At 65.4% G+C, this 17,990-nt stretch carries 20 protein-coding genes and 2 pseudogenes; 12 read left to right on the top strand and 10 right to left on the bottom strand.

Annotation, left to right across the window (positions count from 1 at the left end):
- Positions 1-16 precede the first annotated feature (16 nt).
- A complete protein-coding gene (locus tag B141_RS43995) occupies positions 17-886 on the bottom strand; it encodes an SDR family oxidoreductase (RefSeq protein ID WP_020579334.1) in 870 nt (289 codons plus the stop codon).
- 76 nt (positions 887-962) lie between these two features.
- Between B141_RS43995 and B141_RS0132320 the strand changes: the two genes are divergently transcribed.
- Genes B141_RS0132320 through B141_RS46485 form a run of 3 tightly spaced genes read left to right on the top strand, consistent with a single transcriptional unit; the run spans position 963 to position 2,690 of the window.
- Complete coding sequence (locus tag B141_RS0132320; protein ID WP_020579333.1) at positions 963-1,772, top strand: arsenate reductase/protein-tyrosine-phosphatase family protein; 810 nt, start codon at positions 963-965, stop codon at positions 1,770-1,772.
- Positions 1,759-2,178, top strand: coding sequence for a VOC family protein (locus B141_RS0132315; protein ID WP_020579332.1), 420 nt, complete (start codon positions 1,759-1,761; stop codon positions 2,176-2,178). Before B141_RS0132320 ends, B141_RS0132315 begins: the two co-directional genes overlap by 14 nt.
- A gap of 14 nt (positions 2,179-2,192) precedes the next feature.
- On the top strand, positions 2,193-2,690 hold the full coding sequence (locus B141_RS46485) for a nucleotidyltransferase domain-containing protein (RefSeq protein WP_020579331.1): 498 nt from the start codon (positions 2,193-2,195) through the stop codon (positions 2,688-2,690).
- 24 nt (positions 2,691-2,714) lie between these two features.
- Here B141_RS46485 and B141_RS0132305 read toward each other — a convergent pair whose 3' ends face one another.
- The 4 genes from B141_RS0132305 to B141_RS0132290 form a co-directional block, all read right to left on the bottom strand.
- Positions 2,715-3,275 (bottom strand): hypothetical protein, encoded by a 561-nt coding sequence (locus tag B141_RS0132305; RefSeq protein WP_020579330.1) that lies wholly within the window; start codon positions 3,273-3,275, stop codon positions 2,715-2,717.
- 66 nt (positions 3,276-3,341) lie between these two features.
- Positions 3,342-3,899, bottom strand: coding sequence for a hypothetical protein (locus B141_RS0132300; protein ID WP_051114246.1), 558 nt, complete (start codon positions 3,897-3,899; stop codon positions 3,342-3,344).
- A gap of 129 nt (positions 3,900-4,028) precedes the next feature.
- A complete protein-coding gene (locus B141_RS0132295; RefSeq protein WP_157181462.1) occupies positions 4,029-4,880 on the bottom strand; it encodes an HIT family protein in 852 nt (283 codons plus the stop codon).
- Positions 4,881-5,032: 152 nt separating this feature from the next.
- Entirely contained in the window at positions 5,033-5,377 is a 345-nt protein-coding gene (locus tag B141_RS0132290; RefSeq protein ID WP_026257758.1) for an RNHCP domain-containing protein, read from the bottom strand.
- A 213-nt stretch (positions 5,378-5,590) separates the two neighbouring features.
- On the opposite strand from B141_RS0132290, the gene B141_RS46480 reads away from it, so the two are divergent.
- The gene (locus B141_RS46480; RefSeq protein ID WP_020579326.1) at positions 5,591-6,346 is read left to right on the top strand and encodes a class I SAM-dependent methyltransferase; all 756 of its coding nucleotides are present in this window, start codon (positions 5,591-5,593) and stop codon (positions 6,344-6,346) included.
- Here B141_RS46480 and B141_RS0132280 read toward each other — a convergent pair.
- Complete coding sequence (locus B141_RS0132280) at positions 6,329-7,402, bottom strand: phosphotransferase (RefSeq protein WP_169512993.1); 1,074 nt, start codon at positions 7,400-7,402, stop codon at positions 6,329-6,331. The genes B141_RS46480 and B141_RS0132280 overlap by 18 nt on opposite strands.
- Before the next feature lie 305 nt (positions 7,403-7,707).
- On the opposite strand from B141_RS0132280, the pseudogene B141_RS0132275 reads away from it, so the two are divergent.
- Positions 7,708-7,938 (top strand): annotated as a pseudogene (locus tag B141_RS0132275) (GNAT family N-acetyltransferase); the annotation flags it as partial.
- Position 7,939: 1 nt separating this feature from the next.
- Here the strand turns inward: B141_RS0132275 and B141_RS43980 are convergent.
- Positions 7,940-8,422 carry a GNAT family N-acetyltransferase gene (locus B141_RS43980; protein ID WP_020579323.1) on the bottom strand — a complete coding sequence of 161 codons (483 nt, stop codon included), beginning with the start codon at positions 8,420-8,422 and terminating at the stop codon, positions 7,940-7,942.
- On the opposite strand from B141_RS43980, the gene B141_RS43975 reads away from it, so the two are divergent.
- Positions 8,421-8,657: a hypothetical protein gene (locus B141_RS43975; protein ID WP_020579322.1), complete on the top strand. Its 237-nt coding sequence runs from the start codon at positions 8,421-8,423 to the stop codon at positions 8,655-8,657. The genes B141_RS43980 and B141_RS43975 overlap by 2 nt on opposite strands.
- Positions 8,658-8,851: 194 nt before the next feature.
- Here B141_RS43975 and B141_RS0132260 read toward each other — a convergent pair whose 3' ends face one another.
- The 3 genes and pseudogenes from B141_RS0132260 to B141_RS53040 all read right to left on the bottom strand — a co-directional run.
- Positions 8,852-9,823 carry a hypothetical protein gene (locus B141_RS0132260; protein ID WP_157181461.1) on the bottom strand — a complete coding sequence of 324 codons (972 nt, stop codon included), beginning with the start codon at positions 9,821-9,823 and terminating at the stop codon, positions 8,852-8,854.
- 518 nt (positions 9,824-10,341) lie between these two features.
- A complete protein-coding gene (locus tag B141_RS53045; RefSeq protein ID WP_420313612.1) occupies positions 10,342-10,725 on the bottom strand; it encodes a hypothetical protein in 384 nt (127 codons plus the stop codon).
- 7 nt (positions 10,726-10,732) lie between these two features.
- A pseudogene (locus B141_RS53040) lies at positions 10,733-11,215 on the bottom strand (acyltransferase domain-containing protein); the annotation flags it as partial.
- A gap of 342 nt (positions 11,216-11,557) precedes the next feature.
- Here B141_RS53040 and B141_RS0132250 point away from each other — a divergent pair.
- The 6 genes from B141_RS0132250 to B141_RS43970 all read left to right on the top strand — a co-directional run.
- Positions 11,558-12,352, top strand: coding sequence for a sugar phosphate isomerase/epimerase family protein (locus tag B141_RS0132250; protein ID WP_020579320.1), 795 nt, complete (start codon positions 11,558-11,560; stop codon positions 12,350-12,352).
- A gap of 64 nt (positions 12,353-12,416) precedes the next feature.
- A complete protein-coding gene (locus tag B141_RS0132245) occupies positions 12,417-13,403 on the top strand; it encodes a Gfo/Idh/MocA family protein (protein WP_020579319.1) in 987 nt (328 codons plus the stop codon).
- Positions 13,400-14,818 carry a sulfatase family protein gene (locus B141_RS0132240; RefSeq protein WP_020579318.1) on the top strand — a complete coding sequence of 473 codons (1,419 nt, stop codon included), beginning with the start codon at positions 13,400-13,402 and terminating at the stop codon, positions 14,816-14,818. The genes B141_RS0132245 and B141_RS0132240 overlap by 4 nt, the downstream gene beginning before the upstream one ends.
- A complete protein-coding gene (locus B141_RS0132235; protein WP_020579317.1) occupies positions 14,815-15,906 on the top strand; it encodes a Gfo/Idh/MocA family protein in 1,092 nt (363 codons plus the stop codon). Before B141_RS0132240 ends, B141_RS0132235 begins: the two co-directional genes overlap by 4 nt.
- A 9-nt stretch (positions 15,907-15,915) precedes the next feature.
- Positions 15,916-17,316 (top strand): sulfatase family protein, encoded by a 1,401-nt coding sequence (locus tag B141_RS0132230; RefSeq protein WP_020579316.1) that lies wholly within the window; start codon positions 15,916-15,918, stop codon positions 17,314-17,316.
- A gap of 290 nt (positions 17,317-17,606) precedes the next feature.
- Positions 17,607-17,990, top strand: a 384-nt coding sequence (locus B141_RS43970) for a DUF222 domain-containing protein (RefSeq protein WP_040422960.1), incomplete at its 3' end; no start/stop codon positions are given.

Here is a 17,990-nt window from a genome sequence, read left to right as displayed (position 1 = left end):
ACTCAACGCAGCGGGTTCACGGGTGAGCGAGTTCGCGGTAGTAGTCCCGGAGGGTGTGCTCGCCGAGGGGAGTGCCCACCATGTCCCGGCTGAGGGTTTGACGGAAGAACCGGAGGAACCCTGAAGCGTTGCGGTTGAACAAGCGGGTGGCGGCGATCACTGAGTCGATTGGCCAGTAGGGCAGGTGCGCGATCCTTATGGTTCGGCCGAGCACCTGGGCAGCGAGCCCGGATAGCTCCTCGTGGGTGTATATATCGGGGCCGCCGAAGCCGAACTCTGTGTCGTACAACGTCATGTCGGTGATGGCGTCCGCCGCGACGGCGGCGATGTCGGCCGGATGTATCGGGTTGATCCGATGATGCCCGTCGCCCAGCACCAGACCCCAACCGTGCTTGGCAAGCCCGAAGATCTCCTGCATGTCGTTGAACGCGCCCGTCGGCCGCAGGACGGTCCACCGTAAGCCGGAGTTCCTCAGCCGCCGCACGAACGTTTCGCGTGGCCGCAGGATCGGAACTAACTCCATCAGTTCCTCGCCGTTGAGTACTCCGACGAAGACGAAATGTCGTACGCTGGCGCGCTGGGCGGTTTCCAGGACATTGAGGTTGGCGTCCAGATCCACGGCATCGGGCGTCGGGCGACTGCGGAGCGTTCGGAGTCCCAGCGAGGAAACGACCACCTCGGCGTCCGCACAGAGCCCGTCAAGGGTCCGGGCTTGGGTTGCCTCGCCGATGAACACCTCGTCGCAGGCATCGCGGATCGGCTCCAGGCGCCGCGGATCCCGAGCCAGCGCCCGCACCCGGTAGCCCCGGGCGTGCAGAACCCGCGCGACGTGCCGGCCGATGTACCCGGTCGCACCCGCGACCACGACGGTGCGGCTGGCATTCATGGGACCTCCTTATCTCGGTCCACATTTCCATCAAACTAGCTTGATATAACAATCTAGTTTGACGTATCGTCGGCTCATGCTGCCGTCGAGTCAAGCCAGCGCGCCACCGGCGTTCGTCCGGCTGGCCGCCCACCCGCTGCGCTGGCGGCTACTCACCGAACTCGCCAACAGCGACCACCGGGTCCGCGAGTTGGCGGCACAGGTCAACCAGCCACAGAACCTGGTTTCCTACCACCTGCGGCTGCTCCGCGACGGTGGGCTGGTCACCGCCACCCGCAGCAGCTTCGACGGTCGTGACAGCTACTACCACCTGGATCTGGACCGCTGCGCGGATGCGTTGACCGATAGCGGTGCGGCGCTGCACCCGGCGTTCCGCCGGGAGGTCGCATCACCGACCCCACCGACCCCACCGGCCGCACGGCAGCGGTCCCCGCGTACCGCTGCCGTGCTGTTTGTATGCACGGGTAACAGTGCCCGCTCACCGATCGCCGAGGCACTGCTGCGCCACCACGCTGCCGGCAGCGTGACCGTGACGAGCGCAGGCAGTCAGCCAAAGCGCGACCTGCACCCCAACACCACTCGGGTGCTGCGCGAGGCATTCGGCATTGACGTCGCGAACCAGCGCCCCCAGCACCTGGATACTCTCGCCGGCCGCGGGTTCGACCAGGTGATCACCCTGTGCGACAGGGCTCGTGAAGTCTGCCCAGAGTTTCCCGACCACGCGCGGCGAATCCACTGGAGCCTCCCAGACCCGGCCAAGGCCGGTGGCGACGACCAAGCCAGCTATCCCGCCTTCCAGCGCATCGCAGCTGACATCGATGCCAGGATCAGATACCTGATACCCATTCTCGCCGACGTTAGGAGAGTCAGTCATGACCGCACCTGACCGGTATGCCAGCGTCCGTTACCTTGTTGAGGATGTGCAGGCGGCCATCGACTTCTACACCACTAACCTCGGCTTCACAGTGAGCACCAATGCCGCACCAGCCTTCGCCGACGTCGTTCGCGGCCCCTTGCGGCTGCTGCTCTCTGGTCCCTCGAGCTCCGGCGCTCGCGCTACCCCTGATGACGCCGCCCATGCGGGTCGCAATCGTATCCACCTCGTCGTTGACGATCTGGACGTCGAGATCGACCGGCTGCGCCGCGCGGGCTTGCATTTCCGAAGTGACGTGGTCTCAGGTCCCGGCGGGCGCCAAGTTCTGCTCGCCGACCCCGCTGGAAACCTGATCGAACTCTTTCAGTCAGCTCACCGTGCCGACACATCTGCACCGAGTACGCCCTCTGAGGGCTGAGATCCTGGTGGATCGTGCGAGCCAATGACCTTACCTTTGTACGACATATCGTCGCCCACCTGGAAGAGGCCGGCATCGTCACGTGGTTGTTCGGCGGCTGGGCTGAGGAGCTCCTCGGGCTGTCCTTACCACGCGTACACCACGACATCGATCTTCTCTATCCAGCAGAGGACTTCGAGCTGGTCGATGGGTTCCTTGCGACAGTGGCTGAGATCACCGCGAAGCGCTTTCCCCACAAGCGTGCGTTCGAGTCCGAGGAAATCATGGTCGAGTTGTTTCTCGTACGGCGCGCTGACGGGATCTACTACACCGACTTCTGGGGATCTGCTCGCCATGCGTGGCCCGCCAACGTGTTGGACGTCGAAGCGAGCGGACTGCGGGTCGCCAGTGCTAGAGCTCTGATCGACTACCGCGCCAGTTGGCCGGCCGTACAGCCGTCGATCGGCGGGAGGCGGGTGTCGGCGGAGGAGTGGCTCCAGCGGCAGGACAGCCCGTCGGGGCCAACCGCTTGAGGGATCGCGCGACCCCCAAGTCCATTACTCGGTGGCGTTCCAGTCCAGTTGCTGAATGGCGGCACGTGCGTACGCGAGGTCGCTACTGGTCAGAACGACCTCGCCGGCTGGCACCCCGCGTTCTGGCCAGGCCGCGAGGAAGGTGACGTCGGTGCGTGTGTCCGGCCACAGCCAGTACGTCAGGCGCCATTGACGGGAGTTGCCGCCGCCGTCGACCAGATCGAACAATGGAGAGTCGGCGGGAGGCATTGTCGGCTGGCCGGCCAGGACACGGGTCGGGCGGTCGGCGTACCGAACGCTCAGCGTGACGCGTGGCCGCGCCGCTTCGGCCGGCCTGGACAGCATCAGATTCTGCAAATCCTGGATTTGCTCCTCGTTGCTGTCGGAATAGCTCGGAGCAAACCGAAGGTGAAATGCTACGAGGAATCCCGTCGAGAATACCTGGATGGGTCCGACCGAGATCACGATCTCCGGGGAACGGGTGACGACTCTTTCGGCCAGCACCAGACCAGGTATCTCCGACATCGGCGGCTCGAGCGGCTCGCCCGCCCCAGGCCGACCCCCTTTGACGATTCTCACGTTCATGTGACGAATCGTAGAGCAGAGTGGACGAATCGCAGCCCAGATTTGCCTTGGAGGATCCGTGGCGGATTACCGAGTCCTGCGGCGGATTCGGCCCCACGGCTTGTATACAGCCAGGAGCACAGCGATGAGCAATGCGAGCGGGGAGACAATCGGCGGAAAGAGCAAGTCGCCGACCTCGAGGGAAACAGCCTCACCCGCCATTGCCTGCCGGGCACGTTCGGCGGTCTCGGACACTCCTGGCCGCAGGGCGATCAGGACCAGACTGGCGAGCATGATGTTCAGCACCAGTTTGGTGGCCACCCACCAATAGCGGAAGAGGCCGTACTTGGTACCGATTCCAAGGGTGATCCCACTGGCGAGGCAGACGAGGCCGGTGACGAAGAGCGGCCAGACCACGAACAGGTCGAGTGCCTGGAAGCTGAGCGCCTTGGTGGGAGTGTCGTCGCTCAGCAGCGCGGTGAAGACGGCCACCGCCATGACGACGTCGATGCCGATCCACGTCCCCGACGCCACTAGGTGGATGGCCAGGACGGCCTTTCGTGTGCGCCTGCCCAACCGCCACGGTGTGCGCTCGGGGCTCGGCGCACGGACGGCTGCCGCCCGGGCCGGTCCGGGTGTACTCATGGTGACGTCCTTCCTGCTCTGGCCGGTGCGTGGACCAGCATCGGGGATCGCCCGGGCGGAGTCGTCATGCGTTGAGCGGCGTGTTGGATACGTCCGTTGACGTACGACCGGTGTGCGGACGTGGCGCGCTTACCGCGCGCGGAGACGTTGGGCGAGGAGTTCGAACGGGTTCTGGGGTTCGTCGACAGCGCGGCCGAAGACGTGTACGTGCGGCGTCTCCTGGCCGGCACGAGTCCCATCGTTGAGGAAGCAGCTCAGCCCGCTGGCTCCGTACCGCCGGGCGAACTGGGCACGCACCTCGCGGAGCCGTTCGGCGTACGACACGATCTCGTGCGCATGCAGCGATCCGGGACTCTCGACGTGCCGGAGCGGCATCACCAGGATGTTCGCATCCAGCAGCGGCTGGCGCGGCCGGATGGCACGAACGCCGTCAGACCGCCAGAGTTCCTGGTCTCGCTCGACCTCAGGGGCACAGCCGTCGCAAGGGCTCGGGTCAGTTGTGTGGAGTATGACGGGTGAGTTGGTCGTGTCGGCGTTGGCGAACGCGATAGTGAGCTGTCGGTCAAGCTCGGCTTGCTCGGTTGGTGAGATTGGTGCTTGGCGATCGTGAACAGGAAGCGCCATCACTCGAATCGGCTTGAGGCGCTCCGTACGACTGCGACCGAAGACATGGATGGTAGGGCGGTGGCCCCAGTCGGCTGACGGCTCGCCGATGCCACGACCGTACGGTTGCCAGGAATGGGCGAAGCTCAGCGCGAATCCGTCGCAGCCAAGTACGGCGTGCAGACCTCCGCGGGCGATGCGATACGTGGCGATCAGGTCAGCAGCCATGTTGACGGTCAAATGCCCACCATGGTTGGGATGCCGCATGACCAGCGCGACGTGTCCTTCGGTGAGGGAGTGTGGAGGCCGCACGATCTGCCAGTGTTCGGACTCTCGCAACACCGTGGCTTCCGGCAACTCGTACCCCGCTCTCGTCAACGGTGACGGCTCACCCTACCGGCCCGCATGACTACGTGAGCGCGACGTCCATTTCCCCGGGTCGGGTTAGGTGCGGATGAGGCGTTGGTTGATGAATGGGCCGTGGCCCAGTGCTCACGGCCTTTTTAGTCAACGCTCGCTCCAAGCAGATCCTAGTCGTCCTGCAGGCCCTGGAACGGGAACGGCGGCATTGTGAGGGGGAGTGCGGCGAGGCGTACCAGCAGGAGCTGGTTGTCGTCGCCGGCGGTGCGGTTGAGTCGTAGCCGGCCGCACTTCGTACAGCGGTGAATGAGGACCCATCGGCCTTTGCCGCGGACGGTCACCGCGATGGGTTCCATTCCGCCCGGGCAATCGGATTTTCGATCCCCGGGGACGTTACGGTCAAGGTGCCTGGACCACAGGCAGCTGGGGCAGTGATTGCGGTGGGTTGTACCCGGCGCGTCGAGGGATACGTCTACGCCGCAGTGGGAGCACTGGAACGATCGGGCGAATGCCAAGGGAGACCTTTCGGAGCAAGTACACGGACGATGACAGACATGATTCGTCTCCTTCCAGGGTGGGATGGTCGGTTGCGGCCGTCTAGCAGATCAGAGGCTAACGCGGCGGTCAAGTGGATTTCTGGGTGGCCGATCGCCGGCTGGTCGCGCAAGAATGCTCTCGCCGGGCCGTCCGTACGACTGCTGCCTGCTCGCGCCGGAAGGAGACCTGTCGTGAGGTACTACTACGCAGAACACGAGTCCGCATACCGGCGAATCGACCAGGAGGGGCTGACCCAGTGGAACGACCTCTTCGACCTCGATCAAGCGCCGAGCTTCGAAGACTTTCCCAACCGGTCGTTCCTTGAACGCACTCTCGCCGATCTCCCTCTTGCGCCCTGGTCCGAGACGGAAGTGCTGGAATACGGCTGTGGAACGGGACCGGCCGCCTGCTTCCTGGCCGAGCGAGGATTCAATGTCGACGCGATTGACCTTATTCCTCAGGCTATTTACCTCGCGCGGCGAAACGCCCGCGAGCGTGGGGTGAAAGTCCACTTCGATGTCCAAGACATGTGTGACGTCGCCAGCAGTCGCGTGCCCAAGCGCTACGACCTGATCGTGGACAGTTATTGTCTTCAATCAATTGTCACCGATGACGATCGGGCCAGAGTCTTCGCCGCGGTGCGGGCGAGGCTCGAGTCAACGGGCTACTACCTGATCTCGACGGCGATGTACGACCCGCAGCGGATCTACGACCGCTCGTTCCGGTACGACGAGAGCACGGGAATCTGTTATCAGGCGTTACCTGGAGGCCCGCTCAGCGATTCTGCCGTGGAGTTCGATGGTGAGTGGTACGTGCCTCATCGCCGGCACCTCAGGCCAGCGGAGCTCCGGCATGAGCTGGCAGCATCCGGATTCCGCGTACTGTCACAGCAAGGGGAGTTCGGCGGAGATCTCGTATGCGCACTGGTTTCACCCTCCGGCGTCTGATCGAGGGTCAGCCCCAGTATGGCGAGCGGTGTCAATGACGGCTTGGCGGTTGGCCAGGATCCATTGCCCGATTCGAAGAAAGCGGTCGACGGTGGGATCCCGGAGTTTCGTGATCGGGTCGCGGGCGAAGCCGGCGACCGCTGGCTGGTAGGCCGTGACCGCCGCCATGGAGGCCGGCAGGGCGAGGAGTTCGAGGTTCGTGAGCCTGGTATGGGCCGCGTCCTCGTACTCTCCCAGCAGATCCGGCACCCTGTCCCACCAGGGAAAGGATTCGGCCGTGCCACTGTCGTCCGGTCGAAGGACCATCCAGGCCAGTGAGTGGCCGAGATCATGAATGCGTGGCCGGAACGCCGCGAAGCCGAAGTCCAGATAGGCTGTTTCGCCCGCTGGGGTACGCCGGATGTTGCTCAGCTTGCCGTCACCGTGGATGAGCTGCGTGGGGAGCGCGGTCTGTGGAATCCATTGTGCGGCCAGTGATCGGAGCAGCTTGCGGGAGCGGCGAAGCAGGTCGCGGACGCGGCTGTCGTGGCGTAGGGCCTGCTCCGTGACGGACATCCAGCGTCGGAGTGATCCGGGCGGTGCGTAGGTGGAGATGACGGGCCTCGGTATCTCCGTGTCGACCACTGCCAGTGCGCGATGAAGGCGGCCTATCCCGCGGAACATCCAGACGTAGTTATCCCACGTTGCTGCCAGGTCGACGTGCGGAACGTAGGCCTCCAACTCCGCCCAACTGTCCCCGCATCGAAGAAGCGGCCGGCGTCTGGCTGGGAGAGGATCGGCCACGTTGAGACCGCTGCCGGCGAGCTGCCTGCGCAGCTGCTGGAGGGCGAGGAGACGGCGACGAGAGACGAAAGGCTGGTGAACGCGCACCACCAGGTTGATCGGGCGAAGCAGCAGGTTAAGGCTCAGACAGCCGCCGAGATCGGTCGCGGTCGCACCAGGCGCCACGGCTTCGATCAGGTGTCGTACGTTGTCTGCCGACGCTGATGGTCTGTTGAAGTCTGCCCACCAGGTCCGCAGCCGTGCGCCATGCCTCTCGTGATCCGTCGCTGCCACGGTCACGCCTCCTCGTACGGAAAAGCGGTTGCGCCCGGCAGATGAGGGCGTTCATGGTGGCGCGATGGGGACAACGAACGTGCGGCCGGCCACGCTCGATGACGTGGACTTTCTCGGTGATCTTTTCTACCGCCTTCACCTCCAGACGCATCCGGAGATTTCCCCTGAGGCGGAGGTTCCGACGTGGGTCGACGGGGCCAGGTCCGCGGCCACGGAACAGGTTCTCGGAAAGGTGAAGGACAGCGTGACGTACGTCATCCTGTCCGGCACCGAGCGGGTCGGCAGGCTCCGGGTGGTTTCGTACAGACGAACGGCTGGAGATCGCTGGTCTGCAGATCTTGCCAAAGCATCAGAGCAGGGGGATTGGTACGACGGTCATCACCACCCTTCTGCAGGAAACGCGGGAAAGGCGGCTGCCGGCGGTGCTCCAAGTCAGCAAGAGCAACCCTGATGCGGAGCGGCTCTATACCCGCCTTGGTTTCCGCCGCTACGGCGAAGAGGGTGACGACTACCTCATGATCAACGAACCCTCCTAGATCAGATTTCCGCGACCTGATCATCCGGTGTTCTGGTGCGAAAGTCGATGACGAACGTCGGGTATTCCGGCTGCGGGCACGGCTCACCTTTGTATCCCAGTCGTTCATAGAACGGTGCCGATGTCTTGTGGCCCGCCTGCCATTCGAGATATCGCACGCGCACCGCGGCCCAGGTCGTCACTCCCTCCATGAGAACGCGTCCGACTCCTCGCCCGCGTTCATCCGGGTGGACGTAAAGATCATGGAGCCGCGCGATCCGGTGAAGGTTCCCCAGACGCAGGTGCGGGCCGTAGTCCTGGACGGCCGCGTAGCCGATCAAGCGGTCACCGTCGATGCCGCCGAGGATTCCCCATCTCGGATCCACGAGCAGTTCGTCGTATCGTCCTCGCGCGGAAGTCTCCTCATCATCTGTGCCCATGTCCTTCAACAGTGGCCAGAACGACGGCCAGTCCCCGGAGGTGAGCTGTCGAGTCGTCAGCGTCATGGCGAGAAGGATCCCAGCGGAGCATGGCCAACGCCACAGACTTTCGGCTAGAAGGGCTCGCGACAAGTTCGGTGCGTACATCGAGGAACGGGCGCTGGCCTACCTGCAGTGGGCGGAACAGCCGGCCTGGAGGCAGTGGTTCCGGCGGTCGGACTTCTGGATGTTCGTGTCCGGGATCGTCAGCACCGTCGCGGCCGTCAGCTCGGTGCTCCTCCAGATACTGGGCTGGGAATAGCCGCACTCCGCCGCCGAGCAAGAGGACACGCGGACCGTTGACGACACCCGGCCCACCGCCGTCGCCGCGATCGACGACGACTACTTCGAGGACATCGAGCGATACCCGCGCGACCCAGAGCTCGTTCCGGCGTGGTACCCAAGGCGCTCCTGACGCGCCTGTGCGGACGTGCCTCCGGCAACCTCGTACCCGGCTTAGCGGCCGGTCGAGACCTGAAGTTGCCTGACGAGTTCGGGGGTGACGGCCACGCCGATGGACTCCAACGCCATCAGGGCCGCACCGCCGAGCGGATCGAGTGCGGCATTGGCAATGGTGATGTTGGGTTCGGAGTTGGCGGTCAGGAGCCGTGTGATCCGATCGGCGAACTCAGCGGAGGTCGCCAACGCCCCTGCCAATGCCACCGGCACGGCGCTTCTGCTGATCAACGGGGCCAGCAGTCGGACGCCGACTGCGGTCTTCTCGGCCAGGCGGGTCACCGCGGCATCGGCGAGCGGAGAGTCGTCTACGGCGGCTGTGATCGCTGGTGCCAGACCGCCGTACTGGCGCTTCACGTCGTTGTAGTCCTGACCGTCGAGTCCGAGTACGATCCGATGAAGGTCTCCGACGTCCCGAGCTCCCCACCAGGTCAGTACCGTCTTGATCAACTTCGCGTCGGCGTCGATGTGGTCGCCGATCAGGATGCGATGCATCACGTCAAAGACGAGGTGCCGTGCCCCTCCGGCATAGTGCTGGAACCGGCCACTCTCGAGCACCGTGCCGTCATCGGTGATCGCCGCGATCATTGAACCGGTGCCGGCCACGACGATGACTCCCGGCGCTCCGGCCAGCGCGCCTCGGTGCGCGACTACCGCGTCGTTGACCACCTGCCGTGGGCAGGTGAGTGTGGACCCTTCGAAGAAGGTGTCGATCCAGTCGTTCGCAGCATCGATTTCGTACCCGGCCACTCCCGCCGTCAAGGCAACTGCATCCTCAACCGCGAGCGCGCCAACGGTCATCGCTGCGGCGATCGTGGAGCGGACGTGCTCGGCGGCACCGTGATTGTGATTGGGCGACCCACCTGGTCCTACACACCGTGCCAGCAGCACTCCATCGAGAGTGAAACAGCCGACCCTGGTCTGCGTCCCGCCCGCATCGACCGCAACAACGTATCCCACTGATGTCGGCATGGCCCGCAGACTAACCGACGCCGGCTCGGGGCTGCACTGCCAATGATCAGCACGCTTTCGGGGTGGCAGCTGCGGCTTGGCCGAGCTGCGCGGTTTCCAGAGCGGTCAGGTAACGGTGGACGGCTGAATCGGATGCCGGGACTTGCTCGCGGTACCACTCCAGGGCCCGAATGGTGAGATGGGCCGAGCTGGACTGGCCAGTCTGCCAATGGCCAGTGCCGGCGAGCTACGCTGCCTCGCCAGTCAGCTCATCAAGCCGTTGCCCGACCACGCTGCCCAGGGGTGGGCGAAATACGGCGCTTAACAGGCCAGCGGCCACCCTCGACCGGCGGGGTCTCGCGTCGGTGCTCGCCAGCCACGATCAGCGGAGTCGCTGTAGCGAACAACTGGTCGAACTTGCTGGTACCGATGCGAATCGCCTCCTGCGCTCCGCTCGCCTAGTACGACCTCACTGCCAGACCCGCGCCACAGAGGACCGGCCACCTCGCACCTGGGGTTGAACTCCGTTGAACTCGCCGTCACTGGTGGAAGGGGCGCCAGCCGGTACGCGAGTACCAATGACGCCCCGACCGCAGGTGCGCGACGTACGCACGCTGCAGGGCGGACTCCTGCGGTAGTTCATTGAGGAGCGACGCAGGAATCTCCGATTCTGAGCAGGATCGTCCGAACACGAAGCTGAGAATCAGGTGATCGGCTTCCACCGGGTCGGCTTCTGGAAGGAGCGGGAGGACCTGGAACCGCCGCTGGAACCGCACGATGTTGGAAGTCGCCGGCAGATAGTCGGCAAGCTGTGGGTCCATCAGCCAGGACACGCAGGTGAAGAACGCGACCGGCTCGTCGGGATAGTGGCGGGAGAAGAACTCGCAGGCGTACCGGCTGACCCCACAGGTTGAACAGGCCAAGACCGCTCTCTCCGGTCATCGCCCGGTGCGCGCGCAACGCCTCGCCGATCGGCAGGCTCGCCCAGGAGATGTCGTCAGGGATTCCGCGTTCGGCGTGGACCCTGCGGGTTTCGGGCAGGACGGCGAGGTACAGCCAGACGTAGAGGTGCCTGCCGACGGCGCCGGTGCTGGTGGGCAGAGCCGGCCATCCCCGGAGACCGTCGATCGGCAGGCTGGCATCCATCGTCGCGAGCTGGTCGCGGTAGATCCGGTCGAACACCCACCACTGCGCCGGGTGCGTGTGCGGATCCGGCCGGGCCGCCAGGACGTCGGCACGGTCCTCAGGATCGACGCCGAGAAGTGCCAGCAGGCGCTCCGCCTCGGCGTCATCGGGCAGGACCGGGCCAGCGTCCGTGATTGGCCGGGCGATCTCCGCAGGCCAGCGTACGGCCTCATCGGACAGGTCGAGCTGGCGTCGCACCTTGGCAAGGTCGAGTGCGGGTTTGCGCATCGAACTCCTGGCGACGAAGGATCGAGAGATCGTCAACGACGGCTAGCTTCCCGCCGCGAGGCAAGGTCAGGTTGCCGGTCGTCGTTGCGGCGAAGATCGGCACTAATAACGTTTCAACGAAGAAATCTAAGCCTGCCCGCGACCCCCTGTAAATCCCGTAGGGTGTCCGGTTTCGTTCACCGCGAACGGTCCTGACCGAGAACGGTCGGGCCTGGTTGACCCCTGGAGCCAGGTCCGGCATCGTCGCAGGTACTCGAAACCACCTCGGCTCCCGGGACGGCGTTCGCACACGCCTTCTTTCACCGAGTCCGGATTCTCGAACTTCAGGGGGAATGTATTCCCATGAAATTGGGGTGCAACACAGTTCTGTTCGCCGCGGTCGACCTTGAGACCGCCCTCGACCAGATCGCCTTCGCCGGCTATGAGTACGTCGAGCTCGCCGTCATCAAGGGCATGTGTGAGCACGTGTCCCCCGATGACGACACCGCCACCATCCGGCGGGTGATCCAGCTCCTGTCCGACCGCGGACTCCACGCGACCGCGATCGAGGCGGCGTCGACCGACCGGGAGCGGCTCGATCAGGTCTTCGACCTCGCCACCCGGCTTCAGGTCCCGATCGTCAACATCGGTTCCGGTGGCGTTTCGGGGGACGAGGAGTCCACCGTCAAGGCGATCGCCCACCTGCGCGAGCTCGCCAAGCTGGCCGGACAGTACGACCTGCGGCTCGCGGTCAAACCCCATGTCGGCCAGGCGATCTACAACGGTGAGACCGCGCTCCGCCTGATGAGTGAGGTGGATGAGCCGGCTCTGGGGCTCAACTTCGACCCGAGCCACTTGTTCCGGGCCGACGAGGAGCCGCCGGAGATCGCCGACCGTTGGGGCGAGCGGATCATCACGTCCCACTTCCGCGACTGTGCGAGCCGCGAACGCGCGGTCGGCCCGCCGCCCACCCAGGTTCCCGGCCGCGGCGCCGTCGACATTCCCGCGACCCTCCGGGCGCTGCGCGACGTCGGCTACGCCGGTCCGCTCAACCTCGAGGTGATCGGCGCCGGGTCGTACTCGCTCGCACAGGCGGCGAGCATCGCGGCCGAGAGTCGTGGGTACCTCTCCCGTTGCCTGGCCGAGCTCAACAGCTGAGCCCGCCGAAGCAGTCACACCCATGGAGGCCGCTGGACGGCGGTCGAGAAGGAGGAGACCAAGAATGCTTCGAGTCGCGGTCGTCGGCCTTGGCGGCATCGGACGCACGCACGCGCGGTGGTACGCCGAGAACAAGAACGCCGAACTCGTCGCGGTGTGCGACCTGCTGCCCGAGCGCGTCGATCCGGTCGCTCAGCAGTACGGCGTACCCGCCTATTACGACCTGGACAAGCTAATCGCCTCAGAAGAGATCGACGCGGTGAGCGTGGCGACCGCGGGTCCGGAGAACGGCGGTCACCACTACGAACCCACCGTGCGGCTGCTCGACGCCGGTAAGCACGTCCTCGTCGAGAAGCCGATCTCCAACAGCATCGTCGAGGCCAGAGAGATGGTCCAGCGGGCGAAGGAGAAGGGGGTGCTCCTCGGCGTCAACCTCAACCACCGCTTCACGCCGGCCGCCGCGCGGGCGAAGAAGCTGCAGGAGGACGGCGCACTCGGCGAGGTTCTTTTCGTCAACATGGCGCTCTGGATCAACAACCCGAACGAGACCTCGCCATGGTTCCATCTGCGGGCGTTGCATCCGCACTCGATCGACGTGATGCGCTACTTCGGCGGGCCGATCACGAAGGTGCAAGCGTTCCTCCACAAGGGCCCCGGTCGCACGATCTGGTCCAACGCTTCGATCAACATGCAGTTCGCCAGCGGTGCGGTCGGTCATCTCACCGGCAGCTACGACGCGAGTGGGCTCCACCCGATCGAGCGGTGCGAGGTCGGCGGCAGCGCGGGCCGGTTCGTGATCGACAACGTCTTCGAACGCCTGGAGTTCTTTCCGCGTATATCACCGGAGAAGCTCGTGATCGACAACCCGATCATGGGCGGCATGGAGGGGTTCGGGCAGACCTTCCGCAACCGCATCGACCGGTTCGTCGAGCAGACGAGTTCCGGCGGACCGCTGGACGCGTCGGGCGAGGATGGCCTGGCCGCACAGGAAGTGATCGAGGCCGCGATCCGTTCGTTCGAGGGCGGATCGGTCGAGGAGGTGTCCGGATGACCAACGTCGTCCTCATCGCGCTGGACACCCAGCGCGCCGACCATCTGGGCTGCTACGGCTACCACCGCGACACGAGCCCTAACCTCGACGCGCTCGCGGCCGAGGGAGTGGTGTTCGAACGCTGCTACGCACCGAACATCCCGACCCACCCGAGTTTCACCACGCTCTTCTCCGGCAAGGAAGCGATCACCCACGACATCGTCAACATCGGCGGCAAGGTGCCGGTCCGCGATGGTATCCGGCTGCTTCCGGAGATCCTGACCGACCACGGCTATGCCACGGCAGCGGTCGACAACATGGGACGACACTTCACCCGCGGCTTCGAGCAGTACCACCACTACCAGTGGGACCGTTCGGATCCGACCGTCCTGCGGAAGGCCGAAACCGTTACGGAGTTGGCCCTTCCGTTGATCGACGATCTCCAGCGGGGGAGTCGGCCGTTCTTCCTCTTCCTGCACTACTGGGACCCGCACACGCCATATCTCCCACCGCCGGGGTACGAAAGCCTTTACCAACCGGCCAATGCCGACCCGTACGACCCCCACAACCACAGCATGGACGAGGCGTGGAGTTGGGAACCGTTCAAGTGGTACTTCCACGACTGGATGCCGGGTGTCACCGACGCTGAGTACGTCGTCAACCTCTACGACGGCGAAGTGAAATACATGGACCATCACCTCGCGCGGGTCTTCAAGGCCCTGGAGCCGGTACGTGAGGACACGATCGTCGTCATCACGGCCGACCACGGTGAGGTCCTCAACGAGCAGCTCGGCTACTTCGACCACCACGGGTTGTACGAGGGTAACGTCCACATCCCGCTGATCATCACCTGGCCAGGCACGCTTCCGGCCGGACGGCGGGTCCCGGGCCTGGTCCAGAACGTCGATGTCGCCCAGACCCTCCTTGACCTGCTCGGCATCCGGCAGTCCGAAGGGATGGAAGGGTTGAGTCTGCTCCCGACCATCTACGGCGCCCGGGACAGCAACTACTCCGAGGTTCCCCTGTCTGAGGCGACCTGGCAGGTGAAGCGCGGCATCCGTACCGATCGCTGGAAGTTCATCCGGTCGATCGAACCCGATCCGCACGGCCGCCCGATGAAGGAACTCTTCGACCTGGCGGCCGACCCGGGCGAGCAGCACAACGTGGTGGACGCGCATCCTGACGTGGCGGCCGACCTCGAACGCCGGCTCGATGCCTGGCTCGCCCGCCGGCTCGAGGAGACCGGGCGGGACACCGACCCGGTGGCCGAGCAGGGCGCCTGTGCCTCGCAGATCGGTACGCCACAACCAGACGAGCGGGTGGGTCCGGGCGCGACGCCGTTGCGGGCCCGGATCGCGGGCGCCAACGGAAGCAGGGATTCCGCCGCTGGCATCCCCGATCCCAGCGAGCTCAACGCACGGGGCCCGACCCGATGACCTCAGTAGAACAACCAGAAGAACGCCGCGAGCCGGTACGCATCGGTGTCATCAGCTTCGCGCATGCCCATGTCAACGCGTACTTGACAACGATCGCGGGTCTCGACGGCGCGGTCGCGGTCGCCGGCTGGGACGACGACCGCGACCGCGGGCAGGAGGGATGCCGGCGGTTCGGTCTGTCGTTCGAGGCCGACCTCGACCAGCTGCTCGCGCGTACCGACATCGACGCGGTCATCGTCACCAGCCCGACGAACAAGCACGCCGAGCATGTGGTCGCGGCGGCCGCGGCCGGCAAGCATGTTCTGCTGCAGAAGCCGATGGCGTTGACGCTGCCGGACTGCGATGCCATCATCGCGGCCGTCCGCGAGCACGGCGTGAAGTTCAGTATGTGCTACCAGATGCGTGCCGATCCGGTGAACCAGAAGATCAAGGCGCTGCTCGACGAGGGTGCCGTCGGCCGAATCGCCGTCGTCCGCCGTCGGCACGCCATCCCCATGCTGCTCGACCCGAACTTCGCCCGGCCCGGCAACTGGCACATCGATCCGGTCCAGAACCTCGGCATGTTCATGGACGACGCCTCCCACGCGGCCGATTGGTTCCTGTGGCTTCTCGGCCGCCCGGTGAGCGTGCTCGCCGAGATCGACAACGTGGTCACCGACACGGCGCCCGACGACAACGGCGTGGCCCTCTATCGCTTTGCGAACAAGGAGATCGGCATCCTGCTCAACAGCTCGACGATGCTGGCGGCCGAGGCGACGACCGAGATCTACGGTGACGAAGGGGTGATCGTGCAGAACTACGGCGACCTGGTGTCGTCGGCGTTGCCCCGACCACCGGGCGCCACGGCCCTGAAGCTCTTCCGGCGTGGTGAGCCCGACTGGCAGGACCTCGGGTTTCCAGCTGACACCCCGCACGGCAGCCGGATCGCCGCGGTGCCGCGTCCGCTCGTCGACTACCTGCATGACCGGCGCGGGCCGCTGGCCACCGCCGAGGAGGGCAAGGTGTGCGTGGAGATGATCCTTGCGGCGTACGAGTCCGCGCGTGAGGGTCGCCGGATCAGCTTTGCGCCGGTCGATCTGGCGAGCTAAAGGAGCGCCATGCCCGCCAAGCGACCAGACATCGTCGTGATCGCGGTCGACACGCTACGGCCGGATCACCTTGGCTGCTATGGCTATCCGCGGCCGACGTCACCCGCGGTCGACCGGTTGGCCGAGCAGTCCGTTGTGTTCGACCAGGCGTTCGCGGCCGGGATCCCTACCACGCCAGCGTTCACGACCCTGCTGTCCGGCCTGCATCCGTACCATCACCAGGTTGTCAGCCACCCGGGCGGCCATCCGCTCGACGCGAAGATCCAGCTTCTGTCCCAACTCGCCAAGGCCGGCGGCTATCTCACCGTCGCCTGCGACAACCTGGTCGTCCAGGGGGCTGGGCGCGGCACCTGGTTCGCGCGGGGATACGACCACTACTCCGGCTTTCTCTACGCGCCGTTTGGTGACCAGAGCCGGCAGCTCACCGACCGTGCCCTGTCGTTTGTCCAAGGGGCACGTGAGGAACCGCTGTTTCTGTTCATCCACTATTGGGACCCGCACACGCCGTACGGTCCGCTGCCGCCGTACGACACCCTCCACTACGAGCCGGGCTCTGGTCCGGTGGAGATGTCGGAGGTCCGGGCGATCCATCCAGACTACTACGACGCGTTCGTTGCCGACATGAAGCTGCGGCATCCCGATGACTACGCCTACATTGTCGCGCAGTACGACGGGGAGATCACCCAGGTCGACACCCAGGTGGGCCGGCTCCTCGACGGGCTGCGCGCCAGCCGCGGCTGGGATGACACCGTGGTGCTGCTGGTGTCGGACCACGGCGAGTGTTTCGGTGAGGGTGGGTTGTACTTCGACCACCACGGCCTCTACGACGCGGTCATCAGGACCACGATGATGCTGCGAACGCCGTCAGGCGAGCGCGGCCGGTGCGATGCCCTTGTCTCACACGAGGACGTGCTTCCCACCTTGTGTGAACTCGCCAATCTCGAATTGCCGCCTTATCCGTTGACGGGACGCAGTGTGCTTCCGTTGCTGAGCGGATCGGCTCGATCGATCCGGCCTTACGTCGTCTCCACCGAGTCGACCCGGCAGGCGTCGGTGGCGTGGCGGACGGCGACGGAGAAACTGATCGTTCCGGTGACACATGACGCTGGGGGAGAGCCGCTGCCGGATCTGTACGGGCGGCCGCGCCGTCCCGATCCGTTACTCTTCGACCTCACAGCCGATCCGGGTGAGCGGCAGGACCTCGCGGCGGAGGAGCCGCAACGGGTCGCTCGGCTGCGGGCCGAACTCGACGCCTGGACCGCCGACACGCTCGCGGTCGCCGGCCAGCCCGACCCGATTGCCACGCAGGGGTTGAGCCTTCCGTACGACCGTTTTATGGAACGCGTCCTGCACCGCCTCGCTCCCGAGGCGGCAAAAGGTACGCCGCCCACGGACGCAAGCCCGCATTGACGCGCCCTCGTTTGCCGTGATCATGATCGTGATCATGAAGGGTTTCGGGACGTATAGCCCTCTCTGCCTTCATGATCATGGGCACTCAGGTTGGGCAGCAGGCCCGGCGGTGGGCGGTGGGCGGCTGGCATCGCGGGGCGTGCCGTTGTGGGTCGGGGGGCACCCTTGTACGGCTCTATTGGCCAAGGGTGCCCCCGACCCAGAACGATGGCCCTGTCGGATGCGGGATGCCCTTGTTTTGTGGGCTTTCGGGGCCGGGTCTTGTCGGTGGTGGCCGGTAGTGTCCGGGCATGGATTCGACCTCGGCGGATGCGGGCCGGCACCCGTTCTCGGTGCTGGTCGAACGGATACGTGTCCGCCTCGCCGAGGAGTCTGGTGCGCCGTTGTGGTCGACTCCAGGGGACGAGCTCACCGACCTGCTGGTCAGTCTTGAAGCTCTCTCGGCGCAGCTCGAGGCGGTCCAGCTGCAGGTGATCCGCGAGGCGGACCGGCGTGACCTGGGTGCCAGTGTCGGTGCGACGGGTACGGCGGCGTTGTTGTCGTCGCTGCTGCGGATGCGCCCCGAACACGCGCGGGCGGCAGTGAAGCTGGCCAACGACCTGGACACCGTGCTCCCGCTTGTGCAGTTGGCGTTGAACGCGGGCGAGATCAGCGCCGATCACGCCCGCGTGATC

The sequence above is a fragment of the Actinopolymorpha alba DSM 45243 genome, assembly GCF_000373925.1.
GTDB classification, from domain to species: Bacteria; Actinomycetota; Actinomycetes; order Propionibacteriales; family Actinopolymorphaceae; genus Actinopolymorpha; species Actinopolymorpha alba.
The sequence above is the reverse complement of the archived record's forward strand: the minus strand, read 5'-3'. Positions and strand labels throughout refer to the sequence as shown.